The 22,977-nt window shown below is 50.2% G+C and carries 25 protein-coding genes and 1 pseudogene; 6 read left to right on the top strand and 20 right to left on the bottom strand.

Annotation, left to right across the window (positions count from 1 at the left end):
• Positions 1-23 precede the first annotated feature (23 nt).
• Positions 24-653: a molybdopterin adenylyltransferase gene (mog, locus tag Q8M75_RS05645; protein ID WP_305487164.1), complete on the top strand. Its 630-nt coding sequence runs from the start codon at positions 24-26 to the stop codon at positions 651-653.
• On the opposite strand, the gene orn is transcribed toward mog, so the two are convergent.
• The 3 genes from orn to Q8M75_RS05630 form a co-directional block, all read right to left on the bottom strand.
• Positions 650-1,252: an oligoribonuclease gene (gene orn / locus Q8M75_RS05640; protein WP_305488200.1), complete on the bottom strand. Its 603-nt coding sequence runs from the start codon at positions 1,250-1,252 to the stop codon at positions 650-652. The genes mog and orn overlap by 4 nt on opposite strands.
• Positions 1,253-1,316: 64 nt before the next feature.
• Positions 1,317-2,735 (bottom strand): FAD-binding oxidoreductase, encoded by a 1,419-nt coding sequence (locus Q8M75_RS05635; protein WP_305487162.1) that lies wholly within the window; start codon positions 2,733-2,735, stop codon positions 1,317-1,319.
• An 11-nt stretch (positions 2,736-2,746) separates the two neighbouring features.
• Positions 2,747-3,124, bottom strand: coding sequence for a nuclear transport factor 2 family protein (locus Q8M75_RS05630; protein ID WP_305487160.1), 378 nt, complete (start codon positions 3,122-3,124; stop codon positions 2,747-2,749).
• Positions 3,125-3,235: 111 nt separating this feature from the next.
• Between Q8M75_RS05630 and Q8M75_RS05625 the strand changes: the two genes are divergently transcribed.
• Both Q8M75_RS05625 and rsgA read left to right on the top strand, forming a co-directional pair.
• Positions 3,236-4,492: a M48 family metallopeptidase gene (locus tag Q8M75_RS05625; RefSeq protein ID WP_305487157.1), complete on the top strand. Its 1,257-nt coding sequence runs from the start codon at positions 3,236-3,238 to the stop codon at positions 4,490-4,492.
• Positions 4,493-4,501: 9 nt separating this feature from the next.
• On the top strand, positions 4,502-5,500 hold the full coding sequence (rsgA, locus tag Q8M75_RS05620; protein ID WP_305487156.1) for a ribosome small subunit-dependent GTPase A: 999 nt from the start codon (positions 4,502-4,504) through the stop codon (positions 5,498-5,500).
• On the opposite strand, the gene Q8M75_RS05615 is transcribed toward rsgA, so the two are convergent.
• The 6 genes from Q8M75_RS05615 to rpsP form a co-directional block, all read right to left on the bottom strand.
• Complete coding sequence (locus Q8M75_RS05615; protein WP_305487154.1) at positions 5,445-6,404, bottom strand: CobD/CbiB family protein; 960 nt, start codon at positions 6,402-6,404, stop codon at positions 5,445-5,447. The genes rsgA and Q8M75_RS05615 overlap by 56 nt on opposite strands.
• Complete coding sequence (locus Q8M75_RS05610; RefSeq protein WP_305487152.1) at positions 6,401-7,111, bottom strand: CoA pyrophosphatase; 711 nt, start codon at positions 7,109-7,111, stop codon at positions 6,401-6,403. Before Q8M75_RS05610 ends, Q8M75_RS05615 begins: the two co-directional genes overlap by 4 nt.
• An 84-nt stretch (positions 7,112-7,195) precedes the next feature.
• The gene (rplS, locus tag Q8M75_RS05605; protein ID WP_108469465.1) at positions 7,196-7,591 is read right to left on the bottom strand and encodes a 50S ribosomal protein L19; all 396 of its coding nucleotides are present in this window, start codon (positions 7,589-7,591) and stop codon (positions 7,196-7,198) included.
• A 102-nt stretch (positions 7,592-7,693) separates the two neighbouring features.
• A complete protein-coding gene (gene trmD, locus Q8M75_RS05600) occupies positions 7,694-8,443 on the bottom strand; it encodes a tRNA (guanosine(37)-N1)-methyltransferase TrmD (protein WP_305487150.1) in 750 nt (249 codons plus the stop codon).
• Between the two features lie 22 nt (positions 8,444-8,465).
• Entirely contained in the window at positions 8,466-9,014 is a 549-nt protein-coding gene (gene rimM / locus Q8M75_RS05595) for a ribosome maturation factor RimM (RefSeq protein WP_305487147.1), read from the bottom strand.
• Between the two features lie 65 nt (positions 9,015-9,079).
• Positions 9,080-9,325: a 30S ribosomal protein S16 gene (gene rpsP, locus Q8M75_RS05590; RefSeq protein ID WP_108469468.1), complete on the bottom strand. Its 246-nt coding sequence runs from the start codon at positions 9,323-9,325 to the stop codon at positions 9,080-9,082.
• Positions 9,326-9,538: 213 nt separating this feature from the next.
• Here rpsP and Q8M75_RS05585 point away from each other — a divergent pair, with 213 nt between their 5' ends.
• Both Q8M75_RS05585 and Q8M75_RS05580 read left to right on the top strand, forming a co-directional pair.
• Positions 9,539-10,045 carry an META domain-containing protein gene (locus tag Q8M75_RS05585; RefSeq protein WP_305487145.1) on the top strand — a complete coding sequence of 169 codons (507 nt, stop codon included), beginning with the start codon at positions 9,539-9,541 and terminating at the stop codon, positions 10,043-10,045.
• 18 nt (positions 10,046-10,063) lie between these two features.
• Positions 10,064-10,510, top strand: coding sequence for a hypothetical protein (locus tag Q8M75_RS05580; RefSeq protein ID WP_305487143.1), 447 nt, complete (start codon positions 10,064-10,066; stop codon positions 10,508-10,510).
• 37 nt (positions 10,511-10,547) lie between these two features.
• On the opposite strand, the gene Q8M75_RS05575 is transcribed toward Q8M75_RS05580, so the two are convergent.
• From Q8M75_RS05575 to Q8M75_RS05565, 3 genes are all read right to left on the bottom strand, one after another.
• Complete coding sequence (locus Q8M75_RS05575) at positions 10,548-11,486, bottom strand: electron transfer flavoprotein subunit alpha/FixB family protein (RefSeq protein ID WP_305487140.1); 939 nt, start codon at positions 11,484-11,486, stop codon at positions 10,548-10,550.
• A complete protein-coding gene (locus Q8M75_RS05570; protein ID WP_305487138.1) occupies positions 11,487-12,236 on the bottom strand; it encodes an electron transfer flavoprotein subunit beta/FixA family protein in 750 nt (249 codons plus the stop codon). It lies immediately after the preceding gene.
• 74 nt (positions 12,237-12,310) lie between these two features.
• The gene (locus tag Q8M75_RS05565; RefSeq protein ID WP_305487136.1) at positions 12,311-13,231 is read right to left on the bottom strand and encodes a histone deacetylase family protein; all 921 of its coding nucleotides are present in this window, start codon (positions 13,229-13,231) and stop codon (positions 12,311-12,313) included.
• 55 nt (positions 13,232-13,286) lie between these two features.
• Here Q8M75_RS05565 and Q8M75_RS05560 point away from each other — a divergent pair, with 55 nt between their 5' ends.
• Complete coding sequence (locus Q8M75_RS05560) at positions 13,287-14,606, top strand: lytic murein transglycosylase (protein WP_305487133.1); 1,320 nt, start codon at positions 13,287-13,289, stop codon at positions 14,604-14,606.
• Here Q8M75_RS05560 and cysM read toward each other — a convergent pair.
• The 8 genes and pseudogenes from cysM to rpsA form a co-directional block, all read right to left on the bottom strand.
• On the bottom strand, positions 14,603-15,529 hold the full coding sequence (gene cysM, locus Q8M75_RS05555; RefSeq protein ID WP_305487130.1) for a cysteine synthase CysM: 927 nt from the start codon (positions 15,527-15,529) through the stop codon (positions 14,603-14,605). The two genes, Q8M75_RS05560 and cysM, sit on opposite strands and share 4 nt — an antisense overlap.
• A 75-nt stretch (positions 15,530-15,604) precedes the next feature.
• Complete coding sequence (locus Q8M75_RS05550; RefSeq protein ID WP_305487127.1) at positions 15,605-16,069, bottom strand: helix-hairpin-helix domain-containing protein; 465 nt, start codon at positions 16,067-16,069, stop codon at positions 15,605-15,607.
• 171 nt (positions 16,070-16,240) lie between these two features.
• A complete protein-coding gene (gene rfaD / locus Q8M75_RS05545; RefSeq protein WP_305487126.1) occupies positions 16,241-17,263 on the bottom strand; it encodes an ADP-glyceromanno-heptose 6-epimerase in 1,023 nt (340 codons plus the stop codon).
• Positions 17,260-18,195 carry a D-glycero-beta-D-manno-heptose-7-phosphate kinase gene (gene rfaE1 / locus Q8M75_RS05540; protein WP_305487123.1) on the bottom strand — a complete coding sequence of 312 codons (936 nt, stop codon included), beginning with the start codon at positions 18,193-18,195 and terminating at the stop codon, positions 17,260-17,262. The genes rfaD and rfaE1 overlap by 4 nt, the downstream gene beginning before the upstream one ends.
• An 8-nt stretch (positions 18,196-18,203) precedes the next feature.
• The gene (locus Q8M75_RS05535) at positions 18,204-19,568 is read right to left on the bottom strand and encodes a UDP-glucose/GDP-mannose dehydrogenase family protein (protein WP_305487120.1); all 1,365 of its coding nucleotides are present in this window, start codon (positions 19,566-19,568) and stop codon (positions 18,204-18,206) included.
• Between the two features lie 29 nt (positions 19,569-19,597).
• Positions 19,598-20,809 (bottom strand): lipopolysaccharide assembly protein LapB, encoded by a 1,212-nt coding sequence (gene lapB, locus Q8M75_RS05530; RefSeq protein WP_305487118.1) that lies wholly within the window; start codon positions 20,807-20,809, stop codon positions 19,598-19,600.
• Between the two features lie 138 nt (positions 20,810-20,947).
• Positions 20,948-21,244, bottom strand: a pseudogene (locus Q8M75_RS05525) (integration host factor subunit beta); the annotation flags it as partial.
• Between the two features lie 52 nt (positions 21,245-21,296).
• Positions 21,297-22,970: a 30S ribosomal protein S1 gene (gene rpsA, locus Q8M75_RS05520; RefSeq protein WP_305487114.1), complete on the bottom strand. Its 1,674-nt coding sequence runs from the start codon at positions 22,968-22,970 to the stop codon at positions 21,297-21,299.
• Positions 22,971-22,977: the final 7 nt, after the last annotated feature.

Raw genomic sequence — 22,977 nt, 5'->3', positions numbered from 1 at the left:
TCAATGATAGCTAGAATAGAGCCATGAAGCATAAAGAAAATCCCGAACGCAGCCATCCCAATGAAGTGCGGATTGGCCTGGTTTCGATCTCCGATCGAGCCAGTGCAGGCACCTACCAGGATGAAGGCATACCCGCCCTCAAAAACTGGCTTGGCCTTGCTATCACCTCGCCCCTCAGCACCCATGAGCGTTTAATTCCAGATGATGCAGAAACCATTACCGAGACCCTGATTGAGCTCGTAGATGAGCTGGGCTGTGACTTGGTCCTCACCACTGGGGGAACCGGTCCTGGGCGACGGGACGTTACTCCAGAAGCAACCTTAGAGGCAGGAACACGAGAAATGCCTGGCTTTGGGGAGCAGATGCGTCAAATCAGCCTGCGCTTTGTGCCTACGGCAATTTTATCTAGGCAGGTGGCGGTATTGCGTGAAATTGAGGGGCATGCGGCCCTCATCATCAATCTGCCTGGACAGCCAAAATCGATCCGGGAAATTCTGGAAGGTCTAAAAGATGCGGACGGGAAAATCCTCGCTGCCGGCATCTTCGCCTCCGTTCCCTACTGCATTGATCTAATTGGTGGCCCATACATCGAGGCCAATCCCGACATCATCTCGGTCTTTAGACCAAAAAGCGCAATCAAGCCGCGCCCTTAGTCGGCAGCAGTCGGTGGTGTCGCTGCAGTGCTGTTAGGAATAAAAAAGGTCTTGCGGTAATAACGCAGCTCCTCAATCGACTCTTCGATATCAGCTAAAGCAGTATGAGCCTGCTTTTTGACAAAGCCCTTCATGATCTCCGGTTGCCAGCGGCGAGCCAGCTCCTTAATAGTCGATACATCGACATTACGGTAATGAAAATAGGCTTCTAACTTAGGCATGTAACGCGCCATAAAGCGACGGTCTTGGCAAATGGAATTGCCACACATCGGTGAAATGCCGGCCTTAACATACTGCTTTAAAAAAGCAATACAGGCCTGCTCTACATCCTCTTCATTCAGAGTTGAGGCCTTCACCCGATCAATCAGACCTGATTTACCGTGAGTGCCTTTATTCCATGCATCCATGCCATCCAGAATCGCTTCATCTTGATGAACCACCCAAACTGGGGCCGTGGCAATGGTATTGAGATTGCCATCGGTGATGATGATCGCAATCTCCAGAATACGATCACTGTCTGGCTTTAATCCAGACATTTCCATATCCAACCAAATTAAATAGTCGCCTGCAGAAATAATATTCTCTCTATTTAGATTAATAAAAACTACTCATACTACATAAACCTGAACAGCGATGATGCCCACTTTCAGCCATCATCCGCAATTAGATTTTTTCATCCCGCAACCAATACCACTTATACAAAATATGCTGGCCTATGCGCCTAAACGGCGCCAACAAAGCAGATTTAATGACACCAAACAAATTGGGATACTCAAGCGGAGTTGAATAAATGGGTAAATTAAATACTGGGTTTCCAGCATCTTTGCCGGCAATCCGCTCAGCTAATCGCTTCCCTGCCCAAGTTGAAAAAGACACCCCATTGCCGCCATATCCGAGGGCGTACCATACCGCTCGATCAGGATCGGGTCTTACAATCCGCGGCATCATGTCGTGACTAACATCGACCCATCCCCACCAGGAGTAATCAATCGGAATGCTGGCAATAGCAGGAAACTTGCGAGCAATGCCGTCGGTTAATAACTTCAAATGGGATGGGCCTTCGGCATCGCGACCGCTTACAGCACTTCGACTTCCGATTTGGAGGCGATTATCCTTTAACAGGCGGTAATAAAAACGCAAGGTGCGCGTGTCGGTAATAAAAATATTGGATTTAAAGCCAGCCGCTTCAATTTCGTCTGGGCTAAGCGGCCTTGTTACGACGGAATTAGACAAGATGGGAAGAATTTTGTTTTTGAGGGTGGGCTCTACTTTTTGCTCAATATATCCCCCCGTACAAAAAGCCACCCGCTTTGCACGCACTATGCCCCCAGGGGTATGCAGGATATTCATTCCATTTTGGGTCTCGGATCGCAATACCGGAGAAGAGGTATGAATACGCACGCCCAAAGCACGCGCCTGGCGCATTAAACCAAAATTAAACTTCAGAGGATGAATGCCCACACCCTCTTTTTCGAGTAGAGCTCCATGCGCATCATGATCATCGCAATAGCGCTCTTTGATTTCTTCAGGAGAGAGGATTGCGTTATCGTATCCAAAAATAGTGCGGCGAACCTCAGCTTCTTTCCTCAAGTAATCCATTTTTTCCGGACGATGAGCGACATAAAGATGTCCAGTATCGGTTGCCTCACAATCAAGCTCTTGCGTTAGCCCTCTGAAATTCTCAAAGCCGAGTCGTATTTCCGCATCCAAACGCTTGGCTGTATCCATACCCCATCGCTGAATCCACTGGGAACGACTTAAACGACCACTGGCATTTTGGCCTTGCCCTCCATTTCGACTGGAGCAGCCCCAGGCCACTTGATTCGCCTCTAAGATCACTGCCTTAATGCCATGTTCTTTTGCTAAATAAAGTGCAGTCGATAGTCCGGTCGCCCCTGAACCAACAATGACGACATCGGCCTCCATGTCAGTCAAAACAGGGCCATCATCTGCGGGCGGCTCACCGGCTGTCGCAACCCAGTATGTTGGCGAATATGCCGTATTCCTACCAATCGACTCGCCCGTCAGGGGGTCATACCTCGGATCGTATTCTCTTTTTTGGGGACTGACGTGTTTGTCCATAGCTAAATCAGTTAAGAAACTACTTGCTTGCGAAAGACATTCTTTTTGAAAATTTTGCCATCCTTAAAGGTAAAGACATCAACACCATTTGCCTCAAGCTTCACCCCCTTCAGATCGGTGCCGCAAAAACGCCATTCCGATATGCCATTGTCTCCGAAGACATAATGATTTGCGTCAAGCCATTGCGCATCCGGAAACTGAATCCAGGCTGATTCAAAGGCTTTTCTGACCTGCTCATGACCGGTAAATCGATTGCCGTAAGCGTGGCCTCCTGCAGCCGTTTCAAAAATACAGTCATCCGTCATAAATGACATCAATGCGTCAATGTCATGCGCATTCCATGCGGCTGAAAAGTTTTCCAAGAACTTGATGTCGATTGTATTTTTCATGGTCTCCATTCATATAGTCAAAATACGGCTGTAATGCATGCCTCTATGGGCTTTAAGGTCTGAGTTTAGCTCAAACTCACGACCGGGTTTTATATAAATTACAATCGAACGATGCTATTTACAACCACTTTTGTATTGTTTTTTATTTTGAGTTTTGGCGTACGTCACTGGCTTGCCCAGCGGCAAATCCGCCATGTTGCCGCCCACCGTGAGACGGTGCCGGCAGAGTTTGCGCAGAGCATCACTTTGAGCGAGCACCAAAAGGCTGCCGACTACACCATTGCCAAACTAAAACTAGGCTTACTTGAAAACGCCTTCAGCGCGGTTGTGCTCATCGGCTTTACCTTACTGTGTGGCCTAGAGTATCTCAATCAAGCACTAACCGATCTCATGGGCAACGGCATTGCCCAACAAATGGCCTTGCTTTGCTCGATCTTTTTGATTTCCGGGATTTTGGATCTGCCCTTTACCTGGCATAAGCAGTTCGGGATTGAAGCAGCATATGGATTTAATCGCATGACCCCAAAACTATTTGTATTGGATATGGTTAAGGGCGTTGCGCTTGGCGCGGCCCTAGGCTTGCCTCTGCTCTGGGTTGTACTAAGCCTAATGGCAAGTGCGGGCGGCCTCTGGTGGCTATGGGCTTGGGTGGTATGGACTGTATTTAATGCCTTACTTCTGTGGCTCTTTCCTACGTTTATTGCACCCTTGTTTAATAAATTTAAAGCCCTGGAAGAGGGTCCGCTGAAAACCCAAATTGAGGGCCTACTGAAGCGCTGTGATTTTGCTAGCCAAGGCTTATTTGTGATGGATGGCAGCAAACGCAGCGCCCATGGTAACGCCTACTTCACTGGCATCGGCAAAGCCAAGCGGATTGTCTTTTTTGATACCCTGATTGAGAAGCTAAGTCCAGGTGAAGTCGAGGCTGTTTTGGCACACGAACTGGGTCACTACAAACGCAATCACATTCGCAAGCGTTTATTGGTTTCGTTTGCGATGAGCTTTGTGATGCTCGCCCTTCTGGGTTGGATCAGCACCCAAGCCTGGTTTTACATTGATTTAGGTGTGACGCCGAGCTTAGAGGGATACAACGGCGGTTTAGCGTTAGCGCTCTTTATGCTGGTTTCGCCGGTGTTTGGTTTTTTCTTTACACCCCTCAGTAGCCTTGCCTCACGCAAGCACGAATACGAAGCTGATGGCTTTGCCGCAGAGAAGGCATCGGCGAGCGATTTAATCTCGGCCCTCGTCAAGCTCTACCAAGATAACGCATCGACCCTTACCCCCGATCCGGTTTATACCGCGTTCTACAGTTCGCATCCGCCTGCACCGCTGCGTATTGCGAACCTGCAGCGCTTAAATCAAACCTAAACGGATTGCATGGAGCAGTTTCGCGCCCTTCTCATCGCCTCCTATGGCCGGCATTACCTCGCCGAACGAATAGCAGCCGACGGCTCGCATGGCGGACCTTTCATTCAGGTCAGTACTCCAGCGAAGCAGCACGTTGGTGCGGTCGGCGACTATTTGCTTTTGGAAAGCACCTCGCCCGATCAGGCGCGCATCATTCAAATTGAAGAGCGGCGCAATCTGCTCTACCGTTCGGATGCCTTTAAGAGCAAATTAATTGCATCCAACGTCGATCAAATCTTAGTGGTACTGGCAACCCAACCCGCATTCTCGCCAGACCTGCTTGGCCGTGCAGTGGTTGCTGCTGAAGCCCACGACATTGGGCTACACATCATTCTCAATAAATGCGATCTGCAGGAGAGTCTACCCATCGCGCGCAAGCTCGTTGCGCCCTATGCGCGCATGGGATACCCGGTAACCGAGGTCTCAGCTAAATTTGATCCCGCATCGATGGCATCGATGCAGTCCGCCCTATGCGGTAAGGTATCGGCTTTGGTTGGTCAGTCCGGTATGGGCAAATCTACTTTACTGAATGCCTGGGTACCTGATGCAGCCGCAGTCACGCAAGAGTATTCGGTTCGGCTCGATACCGGAAAGCACACCACCACGGCATGCCGTTACTACGATTTACCAGACTGGGGACGCGATCAGCAAGGTCGATTGGGAGCGCTGATTGACTCACCCGGCTTTCAGGAGTTTGGCTTAGCCCACCTGTCGGTGAGTGAGCTACAACATGCGTTTCGTGAATTTAAAAGCGTATTAGGTCAATGCCGCTTTCATAACTGTGCGCACTTGACTGAGCCTGACTGCGCGATTCGGGATGCGGTTGACCAAAACCAGATTACCGCCGAACGGCTCAATTTATTTCGTCAGCTGCGCTCGGATTCCAAGACTGCTGATGCGCAGCTCCAAGGAATTACCCAAGCCAAAGAGCGATGGTCAACATCGCCAACAAAATCATGCAAAAAATAACGGTGCGCCATACTAAGCCAATGGCAGAGCGCATTGAACGCTCACTTGGCTCTAGCCCTATCTCATAGACTGCCGATTCGCCTGCCTCCGCCATGCGCAGGGCTTCATCACTGTCTGGCTCGCTCAATGGCTCACCTAAGCGCACGCCCAGTGCGCCGCTTCCGGCTGCGAGGATCACTCCGTTTAACGAATCACTCCACTTTTGTGTGAGGTAGCGCCAAGAGTACACTGCGCCCTCAAAATTACCCACAATGGCAAAGGTCATCGCCGTCATGCGCGCAGGAACCCAATCCAAGACATAAAAGAAATGACGAGCCGCCTGACTCAAATGAAAGTCACCCATCTGCGTCCAGCGTTGCGATGCAGTATCCGCAAAACGATACAGCACCACTCCAGCAGGGCCGATCGGTACCAAGAACCAGAAGAGCACGCCAAGCACGTGGCGATGGGCGCCAATAATGGCTTTTTCCAACGCAAAGGAAATCACCTCAACCTCGCTCAACTGGCTAGTGTCAAGCTCTGGCCCATACCACTGTGCCAAAGCCTCCCGAGCGGCTGGCAAGTCATGGTTTTGAATCGCAATGTGTACTGCAGTAAACGAATGGCTAAATTGACGAAAGCCAAAGAAGAGGTAGACGATGATTACATTCAGTACGAATGCCAAAATGGGGTAGGTCAGCATGAATGCCACATGCAATACAAAAATAATTAAGGTGGGCAATATGAAGGCAATCAAGCAAGCCATGCGCGCGCCTACTGGAGATGCCCCTTGCTCACGCTTAGCACCAAACTCCTTGGCAACCCAATCGAGCCAGCCGGAACTCATCCGCCGAACCCAATGGCTGGCAGTCACTGGCCGATATTGTTCGGCAATCAGGGCGAGGAGTATAGATAAAAAACTCATAATTTTAAGAAATGATATAGGTTTCTGAGCATGCCAGCTGTAGCGCCCCAAATAAATCGATCCTGGTAGGGCATGGCATAGAATCGGCGGCGCTCCTCACCATTGTTCCAAACCCGAACTTGATGATTGGCAGGGTCCATTAAAAACGCCATGGGGACGTCAAAGACATCGGCAACCTCAAACGCATCGACCGGATAGTGGGGCTGCGGATCGACCAAAGCAACCACCGGCGTGACGCGATATCCCGAGACTGTCAAATACTCCGGCAAGCTGCCGATGATCTCAACACGCTCGGATTCAAGGCCGATTTCTTCTTGGCTTTCGCGCAGCGCAGTCGCCCTCAAATCAATATCCCCAGCGTCCATGCGGCCACCCGGAAAGCTAATTTGGCCAGCATGGTCATGCAAATGGTCGGTGCGCTGGGTTAGCAAAATGGATAAACCCTCTGGCTTTTTCAAAACCGGCACCAATACTGCCGCATCGGTTGTCATGCCTTTGGCCGATCGGGCGCTAATAATGTCCGCAGCCAAGGCATAGCGATTTTCATCGGTGATTTCAGGAGTCCAGTCCAGGGTTTGCAAAAAACGCTTACGCAAGGCATCGACTAACAAGGCACTCTCCGCAATGCGCGGATCCGCATCACAACAACGCTCAATGGGCACGATTTTAGGATCAAAGCGAGATGGCGATGCAATAGCAGAGGGCATGGTTTATTTTAGGCGATTAAGAAGGGTGCTACGCTTAAGAAAAAAGGCGACCAAGGCCGCCTTTTCTTCAATGCAGAAAACCGCTTACTCTGCAGCAGCCTGAGCGCTAGGCTTAACGCGCGCTTGCAACTTTTCTTTAATACGCGCTGACTTACCTGAACGATCACGCAAGTAGTAAAGTTTGGCGCGACGCACATCGCCGCGACGCTTCACTTCAATGCTGGCAATTAATGGTGAGTAAGTTTGGAAGGTACGCTCTACGCCCTCACCAGAAGAAATCTTACGCACGATGAAACTGGAGTTCAATCCGCGATTGCGTTTGGCAATCACGACGCCTTCGAATGCCTGGGTCCGCTTACGTGTGCCTTCAACCACATTCACACCCACAATCACGGTATCGCCAGGAGCAAAACTTGGAATCGTTTTGTTGGCGGTGAGACGAGCAATTTCTTCTTGCTCAATTTTTTCAATCAAATTCATTTTTTATCCTTAAACATCATGTCAGCGTTTATCCCGTTGCCAAGGCAATCGGACCAGACAGAGGATGCAGTTATTTCATTTTGTTTAGTTCAGAAGTATTTTTTATTTCAACAACAATAAAAAACGTTCATCTTCTTTACTAAGCAACCCATTCTTGCGCGCATCCTCAATGAGGTCTGGGCGCAATCTTGATGTCAGCTTTAACGACTCTTGCCGACGCCAATCCATTATTTTAGCGTGATGTCCGCCTAAAAGCACGTCCGGCACTGGTATTTCCGCATAAATTTCTGGGCGGGTGTAGTGCGGATGGTCCAAAAGGCCATTAATAAAGCTGTCCTGGGCTGCAGAGTCCTCATCCCCGAGCACCCCTGGAATCAGCCGAATAACCGCATCCATCATGGTCATCGCTGGCAATTCACCACCAGAAACCACAAAATCCCCGATCGAGAGCTGCAAATCAACCTGGCGATCAACAAAACGCTGATCAACTGCCTCGTATCTACCGCAAATTAAGGTTAAATTACCGTAACTGAGTATATCTTTCGCTATCTTCTGGGAAAAATGCTCACCTTGGGGTGCGAGCAAGCAAATCGGGCCGGATTGGACACCGCTCGATTGGTGTTCGGCTTTGATGGCCTCTACCGTATCTTCAAGGGGCTTTGCCAGCATGACCATCCCAGGGCCGCCGCCGTAAGCACGGTCATCAACGGTTTTGCGGGGGTCATGGGCATAGTCCCGAGGATTCCACAGGCGCAAGGAAGTGAGCTTACGCTGATAAGCTCGGCCAGTGACGCCCCACTCCGTTAGAGCAGAGAACATTTCCGGAAAAAGGCTTACAACGTCAAAGCGCACAGGTGGTCCAAAAAAAAATACATCACCATTCAGCATCCCAGAGAACAGTTATTTGTTTTTGAGTCAAATTTACATCCTGAACAATCTCAGGAACAAAGGGAATTAAATGAATACGGTCACTACCCTGCACTGTCATGATGGCATGCGCGCCATTCTCGGTTATTTCAGTGACAAGCCCCAGTGGCAATTGCCCGTGGCCAATGACCTCACAACCCACCAAATCAACCCAATAGTACGAACTCGATTCTGCTTGCGGAAATGCGGCGCGACTTAGCAAAAGCCTGGCTCCTTTAACGGCCAAGGCCTGATCACGATCAACAATGCCCTCGAGCCCCATCACCACAAACCCGCTGTGGAGCTTGGCGCTATTCACTGCATACTGCCTTGGCGCTTCGGGAATGCGAGCGCCACGGCTAAGCTGCGGACTTAAGAGGGAAAGCCAGATGAATTTAGTAGATAGCAGCGCTACAGGATCAGATGAAAAGGGTCTAACCTTAATCTGGCCCCGCAGGCCTTGCGCATCTTGGATGAGACCGAGTTCGACTAAGTCTTGCGGGAGAGCTGAATTCATTCAACACCCTCCCTTAAAAAACAACGTGATGTAAAAAACTGCCTTAACGCAATATAGGCAGCAGTTTAGGCAGCAGGATGATCTTTAATCAAGCGTTTCACGGTGGGTGAAATTTGTGCACCGACGCCAGTCCAATAGGTCAAGCGATCTTGTGCAACCCGCATTGCTTGCTCTGACTCGGCAGCAGATGGGTTGAAATAACCAATGCGCTCAATAAAATTGGAGTCGCGACGGTTGCGCTTATCGGTTGCAACAATGCTATAAAAAGGGCGTTTTTTTGAACCGCCGCGTGCCAGTCGAATGACGACCATACTTATTCCTTAAAATCGGTAGTTAAAACAGGTTGAATACAACCCAATGAAATCAGTGCTAAATCGTGAACTCTTACTGACACAATGATCAGCAGGAAACCATATATTCTAGACGAAAAGCGGGCCTTGATCCACCCTTAGCATGTGAAGTAAAGCAAGCGCAGCAGTAAATTGCATAAAATATCAATAAAAACAATGGGTTAAATGAAAATAATGGCACAAATACGGAATTTACATTATTCACGCTTAGCCCGTTTTTCAACGCTTGGGATCCTCGGCCTCCTGGTTGCTTGCGCCCAAGTATTGCCGCCCTGCAATGCCAGAACCAGTCCGCCGGCAATCGAACTGAGTGGCGCATGGGTTCTGGAGCGCTGGAGTTTGGCGCCTAATAGCAAAGGTGAAATTCGACCACGCCCCCTCCCCTCAGACGGGGCTATGCCAGCAATTGCGATTCAATTCGATGCCCGCACAAATTCGGTGAGCGGTTTTTCTGGGTGCAATCGTTTTACAGCGCAGATAACAGAAGAACCGCGCGGCATCAGCATTGACAAAATTGCCAGCACCCGCATGGCCTGTTCAGCCGATCGCATGGAACTGGAAAGTGCGTTTTTATATCAGCTCAATGACTATCAACGCTTAGTACGCGATGATGATCGCCTGCTTCTGATTGGACGCGATCAGAATGTACTGCGTTTTGTGCAAAGTGGTAAATTGAAATAAGCATAAGGATGCAACACCATGATTCGGTCTAAATTATTATTTTGCGCATTAGGCTTCTTTTTTCCCGGCGCTGGCTTTAATTGCCTTTACTTACAGGGGCTGAAATCGTATTGGGGTTGGCTGCAATTCGCGGCCATCATCGGCGGTATCAGTGGCTGGATCATCTTAAGCACAACCGAACTCGGCTCATTTGCCGGCTGGTTTTTATTGACCCTAGGCTTTATCTCGATTGAAGCCAGCTTCTTAACCACCATTGCTTACGGTCTTCGCAGTGGCGAGCGCTGGGATGCTGAATTCAATCCTGGTATTTCGCCGGAAAAGGCAACGCAAACTGGCTGGTCGACTATTCTGCTGGTGATTTTTTGTTTGGTGTTTGGTGCCGCCTTAATGATGAGCTTTTTTGCAATTGCATTTGAGCAATTCTTTATCTCTCAACTGATTGAAGCGCGCAAGTTATCGCAATAAAAAATGGGGCCGCTAATCAGCCCCACTGTAATCGGATCTACTTTTCTAAGGCCTTCGTTAATTCTGGTACCGCTGTAAACAAATCCGCAACCAAGCCGTAATCAGCAACGCCAAAAATCGGTGCCTCAGCATCTTTATTGATCGCCACGATGACTTTCGAGTCTTTCATGCCAGCCAAGTGCTGAATCGCACCCGAGATTCCGACTGCGACATACAGGTCAGGCGCCACAATCTTGCCGGTCTGACCCACTTGGTAGTCGTTAGGAACATAGCCGGCATCCACTGCAGCGCGCGATGCGCCCAAAGCGGCTCCGAGTGTATCGGCCAGCGGCGCTATTAACTCTTGGTATTTTTCACCCGAACCCAAGCCCCGTCCGCCCGATACGATTATTTTTGCAGCAGTTAACTCCGGGCGATCCGACTTACTTAAATCCCGGCCCACAAAAGTAGCGCCGCCCACACACAGAGTGGCATTGCGCTTTTCAATTGGTGCATTTCCACCAGTAGCACTGGTCGCATCAAAGCCCGTGCTTCGTACCGTTAGTACTTTATTGGCATCCAGCGACTGCACTGTGGCGATGGCATTGCCAGCGTAGATGGGCCTAGCAAAGGTATCAGCGCTAATCACGTTCGTAATATCGGACACCTGAGCCACGTCCAATTTGGCAGCAACCCGCGGCATCACATTCTTGCCATGGGCAGTAGCAGCTGCTAAGAGATGCTCGTACCCGCTGGCCAGCGCCAAAATTTGTGCCGCTACCGGCTCAGCCAGTTGATCAAGCAATGCAGCATCATCAATCAAAATAACGTTGCGAACGCCTGGAATCGCTGCAGCTGCAGTTGCCACGGCATCGGCATTGCTACCAGCCACCAAAATATCGACTTCAGGGCTACACGCAAGGGCCGCTGTTACGGTGTTTAAGGTAGCCGCCTTGAGGGTCTGGTTATCGTGCTCGGCTAATACAAGTGCGGCCATTTAAATCACCTTCGCTTCATTTTTTAATTTATCCACCAGCGCCGCAACGTCTGCGACGAGAATGCCCGCCGTTCGTTTTGGCGGCTCTTCGACTTTGATGGTTTTCAAATGCGGAGTAACGTCAACCCCTAATGCGTCGGGCCTCATGATTTCCAATTCTTTTTTCTTTGCCTTCATGATGTTAGGCAAAGTAACGTAGCGGGGCTCATTCAGGCGCAAATCGGTAGTAATCACCGCTGGCAGACTCATGGAAATGGTTTCTAGACCACCGTCGACTTCGCGTGTCACATTGAGCGCGCCATCTACAACAGTCACTTTCGATGCGAAGGTGGCTTGAGGTATATCCATGAGGGCTGCCAACATTTGACCGGTCTGATTGCTGTCATCATCAATGGCTTGCTTGCCCAAAATGATTAATTGAGGCTGCTCTTTAGCGCATACGGCTTGCAACAACTTCGCTACCGCCAAAGGCTGTAAGTCAACATCAGTTTCAACCAGGATGGCGCGATCAGCGCCAATTGCCAGTGCGGTTCGAAGCGTCTCTTGGCATTGCTGACTCCCTGCGGAGAAAACCACAATCTCGCTTGCAATGCCAGCCTCTTTTAAACGAATGGCCTCTTCCACTGCAATTTCATCGAATGGATTCATGCTCATCTTCACATTCGCGGTGTCAACACCGGACTGGTCAGATTTGACTCGAATCTTGACGTTGTAATCAACAACACGCTTCACCGCAACCAGAATTTTCATGGCACTTTCTTTGTCTTCTCTATGGGGTCTATACGTTTTATTTTACTCGCCCGCGGGGCATTCGGCTTGAGCACTTAGATGTCTGCTAAGGCCTTCACATGGGCCACCACACTTCGCCCTAAAGCAGAGAGGTTATAACCCCCCTCAAGGCAGCTCACAATGCGGCCGCCCGCAGACTCCTTGGCGATCTCTTTGAGGCGCTGGGTCATCCAAACGTAATCATCCTCGACCAAGCCCATTTGACCTAAATCATCCTCGCGGTGGGCATCAAAGCCTGCAGAAATTAAAATTAATTCAGGCTCAAAAGCCCTTAAGCGTGGCAGCCAGGTTTCAGTAATCATCTTGCGAACCACGTCCCCTTTGGTTGAGGCGGGCATCGGCATGTTCACCATATTGTCGGAATGATCTAGGCCGCTATAGGGATAAAAAGGATGTTGAAAAAAACTGCACATCAGAATTTTAGGATCATCATAAAATGCCGCTTCAGTGCCGTTACCATGGTGGACATCAAAATCAATAATGGCCACCCGTTCAAGGCCGTATGCACTGATTGCGTAACGCGCCGCAATCGCGATGTTATTAAAAACACAGAAACCCATCGAACGGGTTGGCTCAGCATGGTGGCCAGGTGGGCGGATAGCACAAAATGCGTTTTCAACTTCGCCCTTCATGACCGCATCGACGCCCGCAATAGCGGCACCTGCGGCACGCAATGACACCGTCAAGGTAGCCGGATTCATAATGGTGTCGCCATCGAGCATAAAGTAACCCGATGTTGGCGAGTGGCCAGTGACATATTCCACGTGGTCAGCACTATGAACGAGCTCGACTTGCTCGGTTGTGGCCAGCGGTGGTTCGATCCGCTTTAAATAACCATCGACGCGGCTCAAAATGAGTTGGTCTTCAATCGCCTGAATGCGCTCTGGGCACTCCGGGTGATGACTGCCCATTTCGTGCCTTAAAAAATCACTGTGGCTTATGTATGCTGTTGTCATTCTTCTCACCTCTTTATATCGTCCATCCAAGCAAATTTATCTATAAAATCAGTTGGTGAACCTTTTTTTAATTCTTCCCCGCATTGGGTCTTACTTTAGTCATAGGGGAATCTGCCTCCTACTCGCCAGTATCGCCATTGCCCTCTTATCCGCTTGCGCCTCAGTACCACCCAACTCCGAAGCAACGCTGCCTAGCAAAACCGTTCCCGACACTTCTATCGTAAACCAAGTGGGCGGACAGGCGGCAGAGCAGCAGCTTAGCCAAAACCTCCAAGCCATGTTGGCGTACATTAGCAAGACTGAGGGCATCCCACTCGGATCGCTAGAGACCGCATTTGCGGATAGCAAAAATCTAGCCCAAGTACGTAAATTGGTCATGCCAGGGCCGCCTGGATTTAAGAAAAACTGGGCCGCCTATCGCGGGCGCTTTATCGAGCCCGCTCGAATCAAGGCAGGGTTGGCTTTTATTGAACAAAATCGTCCCTACCTAGATCAAGTGGAGCGCGAAACTGGCGTCCCTGGAACGGTCATCGCTTCGATCATTGGCGTAGAGACGATTTATGGCCGCAACATGGGTAGCTTTAAGGTTAAGGATGTTTTATCCACCCTGGCATTTAACTACCCCGATACGCCGAATCGTGCCAGCCGTGAAGCTCTTTTTCAAGACCAGCTCAAGCAACTGATTCTGCTTTGTTGGGCCGAGGCCGGCGGCAATTCAACGCGGAGTGCCAAAACCCCATCGATTAAAACCAATGCATTTGATCGCTGCCTCAATCAAACCAGCTCCTATGCAGGCGCAATTGGCCTGCCGCAGTTTATGCCCGGTAGCATCCGCAATTTCGCTAAGGATGGGGATGGGGATGGCGTGATTGATTTACGGCAAAGCCGGCCAGATGCCATTGCCAGCGTAGCGCGCTTTTTACGGATGCACGGCTGGCAGCCCGGGATGCCAATCTACTTTCCAATTACAGAAACGGAACAGAACCAGGCCGCTATTCGACGCTTAGCCGATGGTCTGCCAGATGCAAAGCACACCGTACAGGAATTCATTGATTTGGGCATCTTGGATAGTCGCTATGGCGATCTCCAGACGGGTGGGGTAGCATCCCAAAGTAAAGCGCTCATTATCGATCTGCCATTCATCAACGCGCAAGGCAATGATGAGGTGCGCTATGTTGTTGGTCTAGAGAACTTTCTCAGTATTGTTCAATACAACCGAAGCTATTTTTATGCGCAGAGTGTCGCTGAGTTTGCCGAAGCCCTCGGTTACGAAAACCAAAGCGTAGTCCCTAAAAGCCCAGCTACACCGACCGCCAAAACCAAGAAGTCTGCTGTAAAAAAGACGCAAAAGCCTAAAAAACCAAAGGCTAACTAGGCTGGAAATACACCAGTCGAAAGGTAGCGATCCCCGCGATCACACACAATAAATACAATCGTGGCGTTTTCTACTTCCTGCGCAATACGCAAGGCAATCACAAGGGCTCCTGCTGCTGAGATGCCACAAAAAATACCCTCTTCTGCCGCCATACGACGAGCCATTTCCTCAGCCTCACCTTGGCTGACATACTCAATGCGATCCACTCGGTCTGCTTGATAAATTTTAGGTAGGTATTCCGGGGCCCACTTCCGAATACCCGGAATCTGCGATCCCTCGGACGGCTGCGCGCCAATAATCTGAATCGCTGGATTCATCGACTTTAAATACGTAGAGACCCCAGTAATCGTCCCGGTAGTGCCCATAGAAGAAACAAAATGCGTAACTTGCCCATGGGTATCACGCCAAATCTCAGGGCCAGTTGTCTCGAGGTGCGCGCGGGGATTATCTAAATTTGAAAACTGATCCAGTAAGCGGCCACGCCCTTCTTTTTGTAACTGCAAGGCATAGTCACGCGCTAGCTCCATACCTCCAGTTGCGGCCGTCAGAATCAGCTCAGCCCCGTAGGCCGCCATACTTTGTCGGCGTTCTAAACTTTGATTCTCGGGCATCACCAGCACCATTTTGTAACCCAACATCGCAGCGGCCATGGCCAAGGCAATGCCGGTATTACCGCTAGTCGCTTCAATTAAGGTATCGCCTGGCTGAATCTCGCCGCGTTCTTGTGCGCGCACAATCATCGATAGCGCAGGTCGATCTTTAACGGATCCCGCTGGATTATTACCTTCAAGTTTGCCTAAAACAACATTGCCGCGGGCAATGATGTCCGCCCCCGGTATGCGCTGCAAACGCACTAAGGGCGTATTCCCAACCGTTTGGGAGATGGTCATGTAGGGAAAGTGATTATTGGCGGGCGAGTTCATTGAACTATTTTAGCCACAAGCCCGCCAATCCGGTGAATTGAACTGCTAATGCGCTATTTCAGATTGGGGCGGCGTTTATTCCCAGTTTTTTTGGCCTTTCCCCCTCTTGGATGTGGGGTGCTGATCGTGCGCTTCCCGCGAGCGCCCTTGCGATCGGCTTGCGCGCGACGTCGGCTCGCCTTGTACACGTGAACTTGCTCTAGCGCCATTGCGGGTTTCACGGTAGGCGCTGGGAGACTCAATGGTTAAGCCGTTATCAACCATCTTTTCTACTGACTTCATCCCGATCCCCCGAACCCGCTGCTGTAAGTCGTTGGCATCACGATAAAAGCCGCCATCCTCTCGCTCTGAAATGATAGCGCGCGCCTTTGATGGGCCCAAGCCTTTAATACTTTCAAGCTCAGACTGACTAGCACTATTGACATTCACAGGCGATGCGATTGCATCCGACACACCGACTCCAATGACAGGCACTAACAAGGACATCAGCGCTACTTGAAATGCATATTGACGCACATACGAACGAAATTTTTGAATCATATCAACCCCTTTTGATCGTTAAAAAATCCTTGGGCTAAATTGCGCACAAGGACTGTACATAACGATCACAAACTGGAGTAGTTGACTATAAATCGACCCCTGACAGGATGACTACGCCGAAATCTGTAATCACCTGCAGCAGATATGAATCTGGATTACGCCTTTGTCTGCTTAGGCGCTCGGCTGACTGAGAAAATCAGCATTGGCAGAAAGCCAATCAATATATCGCCCCACACCCTGTTCTACATTGAGGAAGGCATCTGCATAGCCGGCCTGCCTGAGTTTAGTTTGGTCTGCTTGCGTAAAGCATTGGTATTTGCCACGCAAAGCATCCGGAAAGGGAATGTATTCAATCAAGCCTTGCTTGACCAATTCCGATAAGCTAGCTGGCGCTTGGCCTGCAATACGCCGCATCGAGTTGACGACAGCATGGGCAACATCATTAAAGGGCTGAGCTTTGCCGCTACCCAAATTAAAAATGCCACTCTTTTCAGGGTGGTCATAAAAAAACAAATTGACTTTGACTACGTCTTCCACTGAAACAAAATCGCGGCTCTGCTCACCTGCAGCATAGCCGCCGTATTCGCCAAAGAGCTTCACCACGCCGTGGTTTTTAAACTGATGGTATTGGTGAAATGCAACGGATGCCATGCGGCCCTTATGCGACTCACGCGGCCCATACACATTAAAGTAACGGAATCCAACTACCTGGGCTGTATTTACTTTCTCAGCAAAGCGCTTGCGCATCACTTGGTCAAATAAAAACTTGGAGTAGCCATAGATATTCAGCGGCTTCTCGTGCTCCCGGCTTTCAACAAAGGTATCGGATCCACCGTAGGTGGCTGCAGAGGATGCATACAACAATGGCACACTTTCTTCGGTACAAATATCCAGCAAATCCATGGAGTAGCGGTAGTTATTCGCCATCATAAAAATACCGTCGGTTTCCATGGTGTCGGAGCAAGCCCCTTCATGAAAAACCGCTTTGATTTTACCCAAGCGCCCACTAGCGAATGCCTCAAGGAACTCATCCTTGTCCAAGTAATCAATAATGTCGAGGTCAGCCAAATTACGGTATTTATCTGCTGGGCGTAAATCATCCACGGCAATGATGTTTTTTTCGCCTCTCGCATTGAGGGCCTGCACTAGATTTGCGCCGATAAATCCAGCGGCGCCCGTCACAATAATGGTCACTGCAATTCCTCCGAAGTTACGGTTGCGGTGCCTAGCTTACCCACCACTATACCGCCGGCGCGATTGGCTAATGCCATGGCCCGGTCAAGCGGCCACTGCGCCGCAAGGGCCACCGCTAAGGTTGCAATCACGGTATCGCCGGCACCAGATACATCAAATACCTCACGCGCCTGTGCGCGCACATGCGAAACACCCTGATCGGTAAACAAACTCATCCCCTCTTCGGAGCGGGTAAGGAGCAGCGCCTGAATCCCAAGCGAACGTCTGAGCTCTTGCGCGCGCTGCGTCAGGTCAGTTTCATCTGCCCATCGCCCTACAACCTGACGTAACTCACTGCGATTCGGAGTGATAACGGTAGCACCACGGTATTTTTCGTAGTCTTCGCCCTTCGGGTCAACCAAAATGACTTTGTTTTGTGCCCGCGCGTATTCAATCATTGCAGCAACCTGACTCAAAGCTCCCTTGCCGTAATCCGACAGTACGAGCACATCGGCTGCACCCAGGGCCTTTTCAAACCGCGCCCGCTTTTGCTCTAGGGCGGTTTCGCTGGGGGTCTCTTCAAAATCCAAACGGATCAATTGTTGCTGGCGTGCAATCACTCGTAATTTCACAGTGGTTGGAACTTTGGGATCCACCTCCAATTGACTATTAACACCGCTCTGCTTTAGTAGCTCACCAATGCGATGGCCTGCTTCATCCTCACCCACAACACCAAGGATCGTTGTATTGGCTCCGAGTGCAGCAACGTTGCGTGCCACGTTGGCAGCGCCGCCCAAACGTTCATCCACTTTGGAGACCTGCACTACTGGAACTGGTGCCTCTGGTGAAATCCGATCCGAATCGCCGAACCAATAGCGATCAAGCATCACATCGCCAACCACTAGTAAATTGGTTTTAGCAAATTGCGCGCGGTTCGCTTTTTCTACAGTCATGATCGTGCTCAGTTGTGGCGGCCAATACCTTGGTATTCAAAACCCAATTCTTGCATAGCTTGGGGCTCATAGAGGTTTCGGCCATCAAAAATGACGGGGGATTTGAGTTTTTGCTTGAGTAAATCAAAATCAGGGCTACGAAAGGCCTTCCACTCGGTAACGATAACCAAGGCATCGCAGCCGTCCAAGGCATCCATCGGCTGATCAACCATGGAAACGCGCTTACGCCCCTCCGCATTGTTCGCAAAATCGACCTCTAAACAATGGGCTGCCTCAGGCATAGCAACAGGGTCATAGGCCACCACAGACGCGCCGCGCTTGACTAGTTCAGCAATGATGACTCTACTGGGGGCTTCACGCATATCGTCGGTATTGGGCTTGAATGCTAAACCCCAGATGGCAAACTTCATATTCTTTAGATCTGAACCAAAACGCTTCTCGATCTTTTCAACCAAGATGGTTTTCTGCGCCTCGTTTACCGCCTCAACCGCTTGCAATATCTTTAAGTCGCGCCCATGCTCAAGCGCTGTTTTACTCAGTGCCGAAACGTCTTTAGGAAAGCAGGATCCGCCATAACCTGTACCGGAGTACAAAAAGCCGTACCCAATGCGAGAATCCGAACCAATACCTTGCCGTACAGCTTCAATATCGGCGCCCACGACGTCCGCAAGATTAGCTAACTCATTCATAAATGAAATGCGCGTTGCCAACATCGCGTTTGCTGCGTACTTTGTCAGCTCTGCACTCTTTACGTCCATGTAATAGGTACGCTCATGGTGGCGATTAAACGGCGCATAGAGCTTGCGCATCTGCTCTCTCGCTCGTAATCCAGGTGGATTGCTATCTGTCCCAATCACAATGCGGTCAGGCCGCATAAAGTCCTCCACCGCAGCGCCCTCTTTCAAAAACTCCGGATTGGACACAACCGAACAAAGCTCTGGTGACAGGCCGCGCTTATTTAATTCTTCAGCAATGGCTGCAGTCACCTTTTCAGCTGTGCCGACTGGAACCGTTGATTTATCGACTACAACTTTGGCCGTAGTCATATGGCGACCAATATTGCGAGCTGCAGCAACCACATACTGCAAGTCAGCAGAGCCATCTTCATCCGGCGGTGTGCCTACCGCAATAAATTGGATATCGCCATGCGCTACCGATGCGGCAATATCGGTTGAGAATTGCAAACGCCCTGCTGCGCGGTTGCGCTCAATCATTTCTTTGAGGCCAGGCTCATAAATAGGCACGCCACCAGAATTTAGAATGGCGATTTTCTTGGGATCCAAGTCCAGACAGAAAACATTATTGCCTTGCTCGGCCAAGCAAGCACCGGTCACTAATCCGACGTATCCACTGCCAATGATGGTGACTTTCATAAAGTATTAACCGTTCTTAAACAAATAAGTTACATGGATGGGCCACTTACTGCGACCCCTTCACTGCGTCTTGGGGAGTATGCCTCCCAATGATTGCATCCTGGACATTGCCAGTAGAAGCGCCTTGCTCTAAAGCCGCAGTTACCGCAGGTATAGCGTGCCAATGTAGTGGTGCGTTGCTTTAGGAGACCCAAAGTTGCTTGTAAATCAGCAACGCGCTCTGGGCTACCATTTGCTTCAGCTAAAGCCAAACGCGTTTCTGCCAACTTCGAAAGCGCCGTCAAGCTAGGGGTATGTTGCATCACTCCAACCAACATGACCTCCGTTGCCGCAGGTCCACGAATCAACATCATGTGCTTGTGTACGATATCCAATAGCTCACCAGCCGACTGAGTACGCAGCAAGGTGATGAGGTGATCCAAGCCAGCATCGGTTTTATCAACAGAAGCATGAGCCGCCATCCAGCGATCGGCCACCAAGTGCATGTAAGCAGGGTGTTTTTCGGCCACCTGACTCCACACCTCAATTGCTTGACCTGGGCGATCCATCGCCACCAAATAGTCGCCCTGCAAAATTAATGCCCTGGCCTGCGCCGGAACCGCCTGTAAAGCGCGATCAATCGACTGTTCCGCGTCAAGCATGTCTTTGCGCCGTAAAGCCTCTTGGGCCAGTTCACAATAAAACTGGGCAATCTCGGTTTGATGACTCTTATCCTGTAATACCTCTAGTTCAGTAGCCGCGACGATGGCTTTTTTCCAATCGCGCTCCACTTGGTACATCTCCAAAAGACTTTCTTTGGCTGGAACGCTGTACTTACCCTCGCCCACTTGATTCAAGGACGCCTCCGCACGGTCCAGTAAGCCTGCACGCAAAAAGTCACGGCCCAACTCATAGGCTGCATGATCACGGTCGCGGGGCTTTAAATCATCCCTACCAGCCAAATGCTGATGAATGCGGATCGCACGTTCAGTCTCGCCACGACGACGAAATAAATTTCCCAATGAAAAATGAAGGTCGACCGTCTCAGGGTCTAGCTGGGCAACCTTAACAAGCGCTTCAATTGCTTGATCTGGCTGCTCGTTTAATAAAAGACTGAGTCCTTTAAAAGTGGAACGCTGTTGTAGCATGCGCTCGCGCTCATCCATTCGGCTCTCAAGGCGCAGATCCCAACGCGAGGCAAGCCATCCCAGCCCAAAAAGAACGGGGAGCAATAGCAGCCATGCGGTTTCAATTTGAATCATGGGGTTCGTTTACGTAAGGCAGTTTGGTATCAAACTAAGGTCGGTATTGACCCAAAGGCTTTTGCTCGCAAGCGAGGCAAATTAGCCTTCCTTCTTGCCAGACTGATTCTGGTTGTGCGCTTGATTGAGGGGTTTATAGTCAACCCGCTCGCGCAATTCTTTGCCCGGCTTGAAATGCGGTACACGCTTTTCTGGAATCATGACCTTTTCGCCCGATTTTGGGTTACGGCCAGTTCGCGCTGGTCGATGATGCAATACAAAACTACCAACACCGCGCAATTCAATGCGCTTGCCTTCGGCAAGTGCTTGCGTCATGGTGTCTAACAATGTTTTCACTGCCAACTCAACATCCCGTGGCAATAGCTGCGGAAACTGCTCCGCCAAGCTCTCTACTAATTCAGAGCGGGTAATCGCTTGTTGATCGTGTTCTGTCATGATCTATCAATGCAAACCGCCACCCCTGAAAACCAGGAGTGGCGATATTGATTTAGCCCTGATTGTCCAACTTAGCCTTGAGTAAAGCGCCTAAATTGGTGGTGCCCGACTGCGCATCACCCTGGAGCTTACTCATTGCGTCATGTTGATCAGCACTGTCCTTCGCTTTGATCGAGAGGTTGATATTGCGTGACTTGCGATCAATATTAATGATCATGGCTGTCACGGTATCGCCTTCTTTCAAGACATTGCGTGCATCTTCAACGCGATCGGTTGAGATTTCAGAAGCGCGCAGGTATGCCTCTACCTCATCAGCCAAATGAATGGTTGCACCCTTCGCATCCACACTCTTCACTGTGCCGGTGACAAGGCTACCCTTGTCGCTAGTGGAGGTGTAGTTATTGAATGGGTCGCCAGACAATTGCTTGATACCAAGCGAGATACGCTCTTTCTCAACATCAATGGCCAATACGGTGGCTTCGATTTCATCACCCTTCTTGTATTTCTTAACGGCTTCTTCACCTGGCTCGTTCCATGAGAGGTCAGAGAGGTGAACCAGGCCATCAATGCCGCCAGGCAAGCCAATGAAAACACCAAAGTCAGTAATCGACTTGATTGCGCCAGTGAGCTTATCGCCCTTCTGTTGTCCACGTGAGAACTCTTCCCATGGATTGGCTTTGCACTGCTTGATACCAAGACTGATGCGGCGCTTGTCTTCATCAATGTCCAAAACCATCACTTCAACTTCAGTGCCCAGTGCAACTGCTTTGCTTGGAGCAACGTTCTTATTGGTCCAGTCCATCTCGGATACGTGTACCAAGCCTTCAATGCCGCTCTCGATTTCAACGAATGCGCCGTAATCGGTGAGGTTGGTTACTTTGCCGAATAAACGGGTGTTTGGTGGATAGCGGCGCGCGATGCCAACCCATGGGTCGTCACCAAGCTGCTTCACACCAAGGGATACGCGATTCTTCTCTTGATCAAACTTCAGAATCTTCGCGGTGACTTCTTGGCCAACTGTCAGCATCTCGCTGGGGTGACGCACGCGACGCCATGCCAAGTCGGTAATGTGCAAGAGGCCATCGATACCACCGAGGTCAACGAATGCGCCGTAGTCGGTAATGTTCTTAACCAGACCCTGGACAATGCTGCCTTCCTTGAGGTTCACCATTAACTTCGCACGCTCTTCACCTTGGCTGGCTTCAACCACAGCACGGCGAGAAAGAACCACGTTGTTACGCTTACGATCGAGCTTGATGACCTTGAACTCCATGGTCTTGCCTTCGTATGGGCTAGTGTCTTTAATTGGACGGGTATCAACCAGCGAGCCGGGCAAGAATGCGCGGATGCCATTGACCATCACCGTTAAGCCACCTTTGACTTTGCCGGTCACGGTACCGGTCACGATCTCAGCTTGCTCAAGGGCTTTTTCCAGATTCATCCACGATGCCAAGCGCTTCGCTTTGTCACGGGAAAGAATGGTGTCGCCATAGCCGTTTTCAAGAGCGTCAATGGCAACCGAAACGAAATCGCCTGGATTAACTTCAATCTCACCGGCGTCGTTATGGAATTCTTCAACGGGAATAAACGCTTCGGACTTTAAGCCGGCGTTCACTACTACGAAATTATGATCAATACGAAGGACTTCAGCCGAGATAACTTGGCCGGTCTTCATATTCGATCGGGTTAGGGATTCTTCAAATAATTCTGCAAAAGATTCAGACATGTATATT

The organism is Polynucleobacter sp. (assembly GCF_030693775.1).
Lineage (GTDB): Bacteria > Pseudomonadota > Gammaproteobacteria > Burkholderiales > Burkholderiaceae > Polynucleobacter.
Note: the sequence above shows the minus strand (reverse complement) of the source record. Positions and strands in the feature narration are given on the sequence as shown.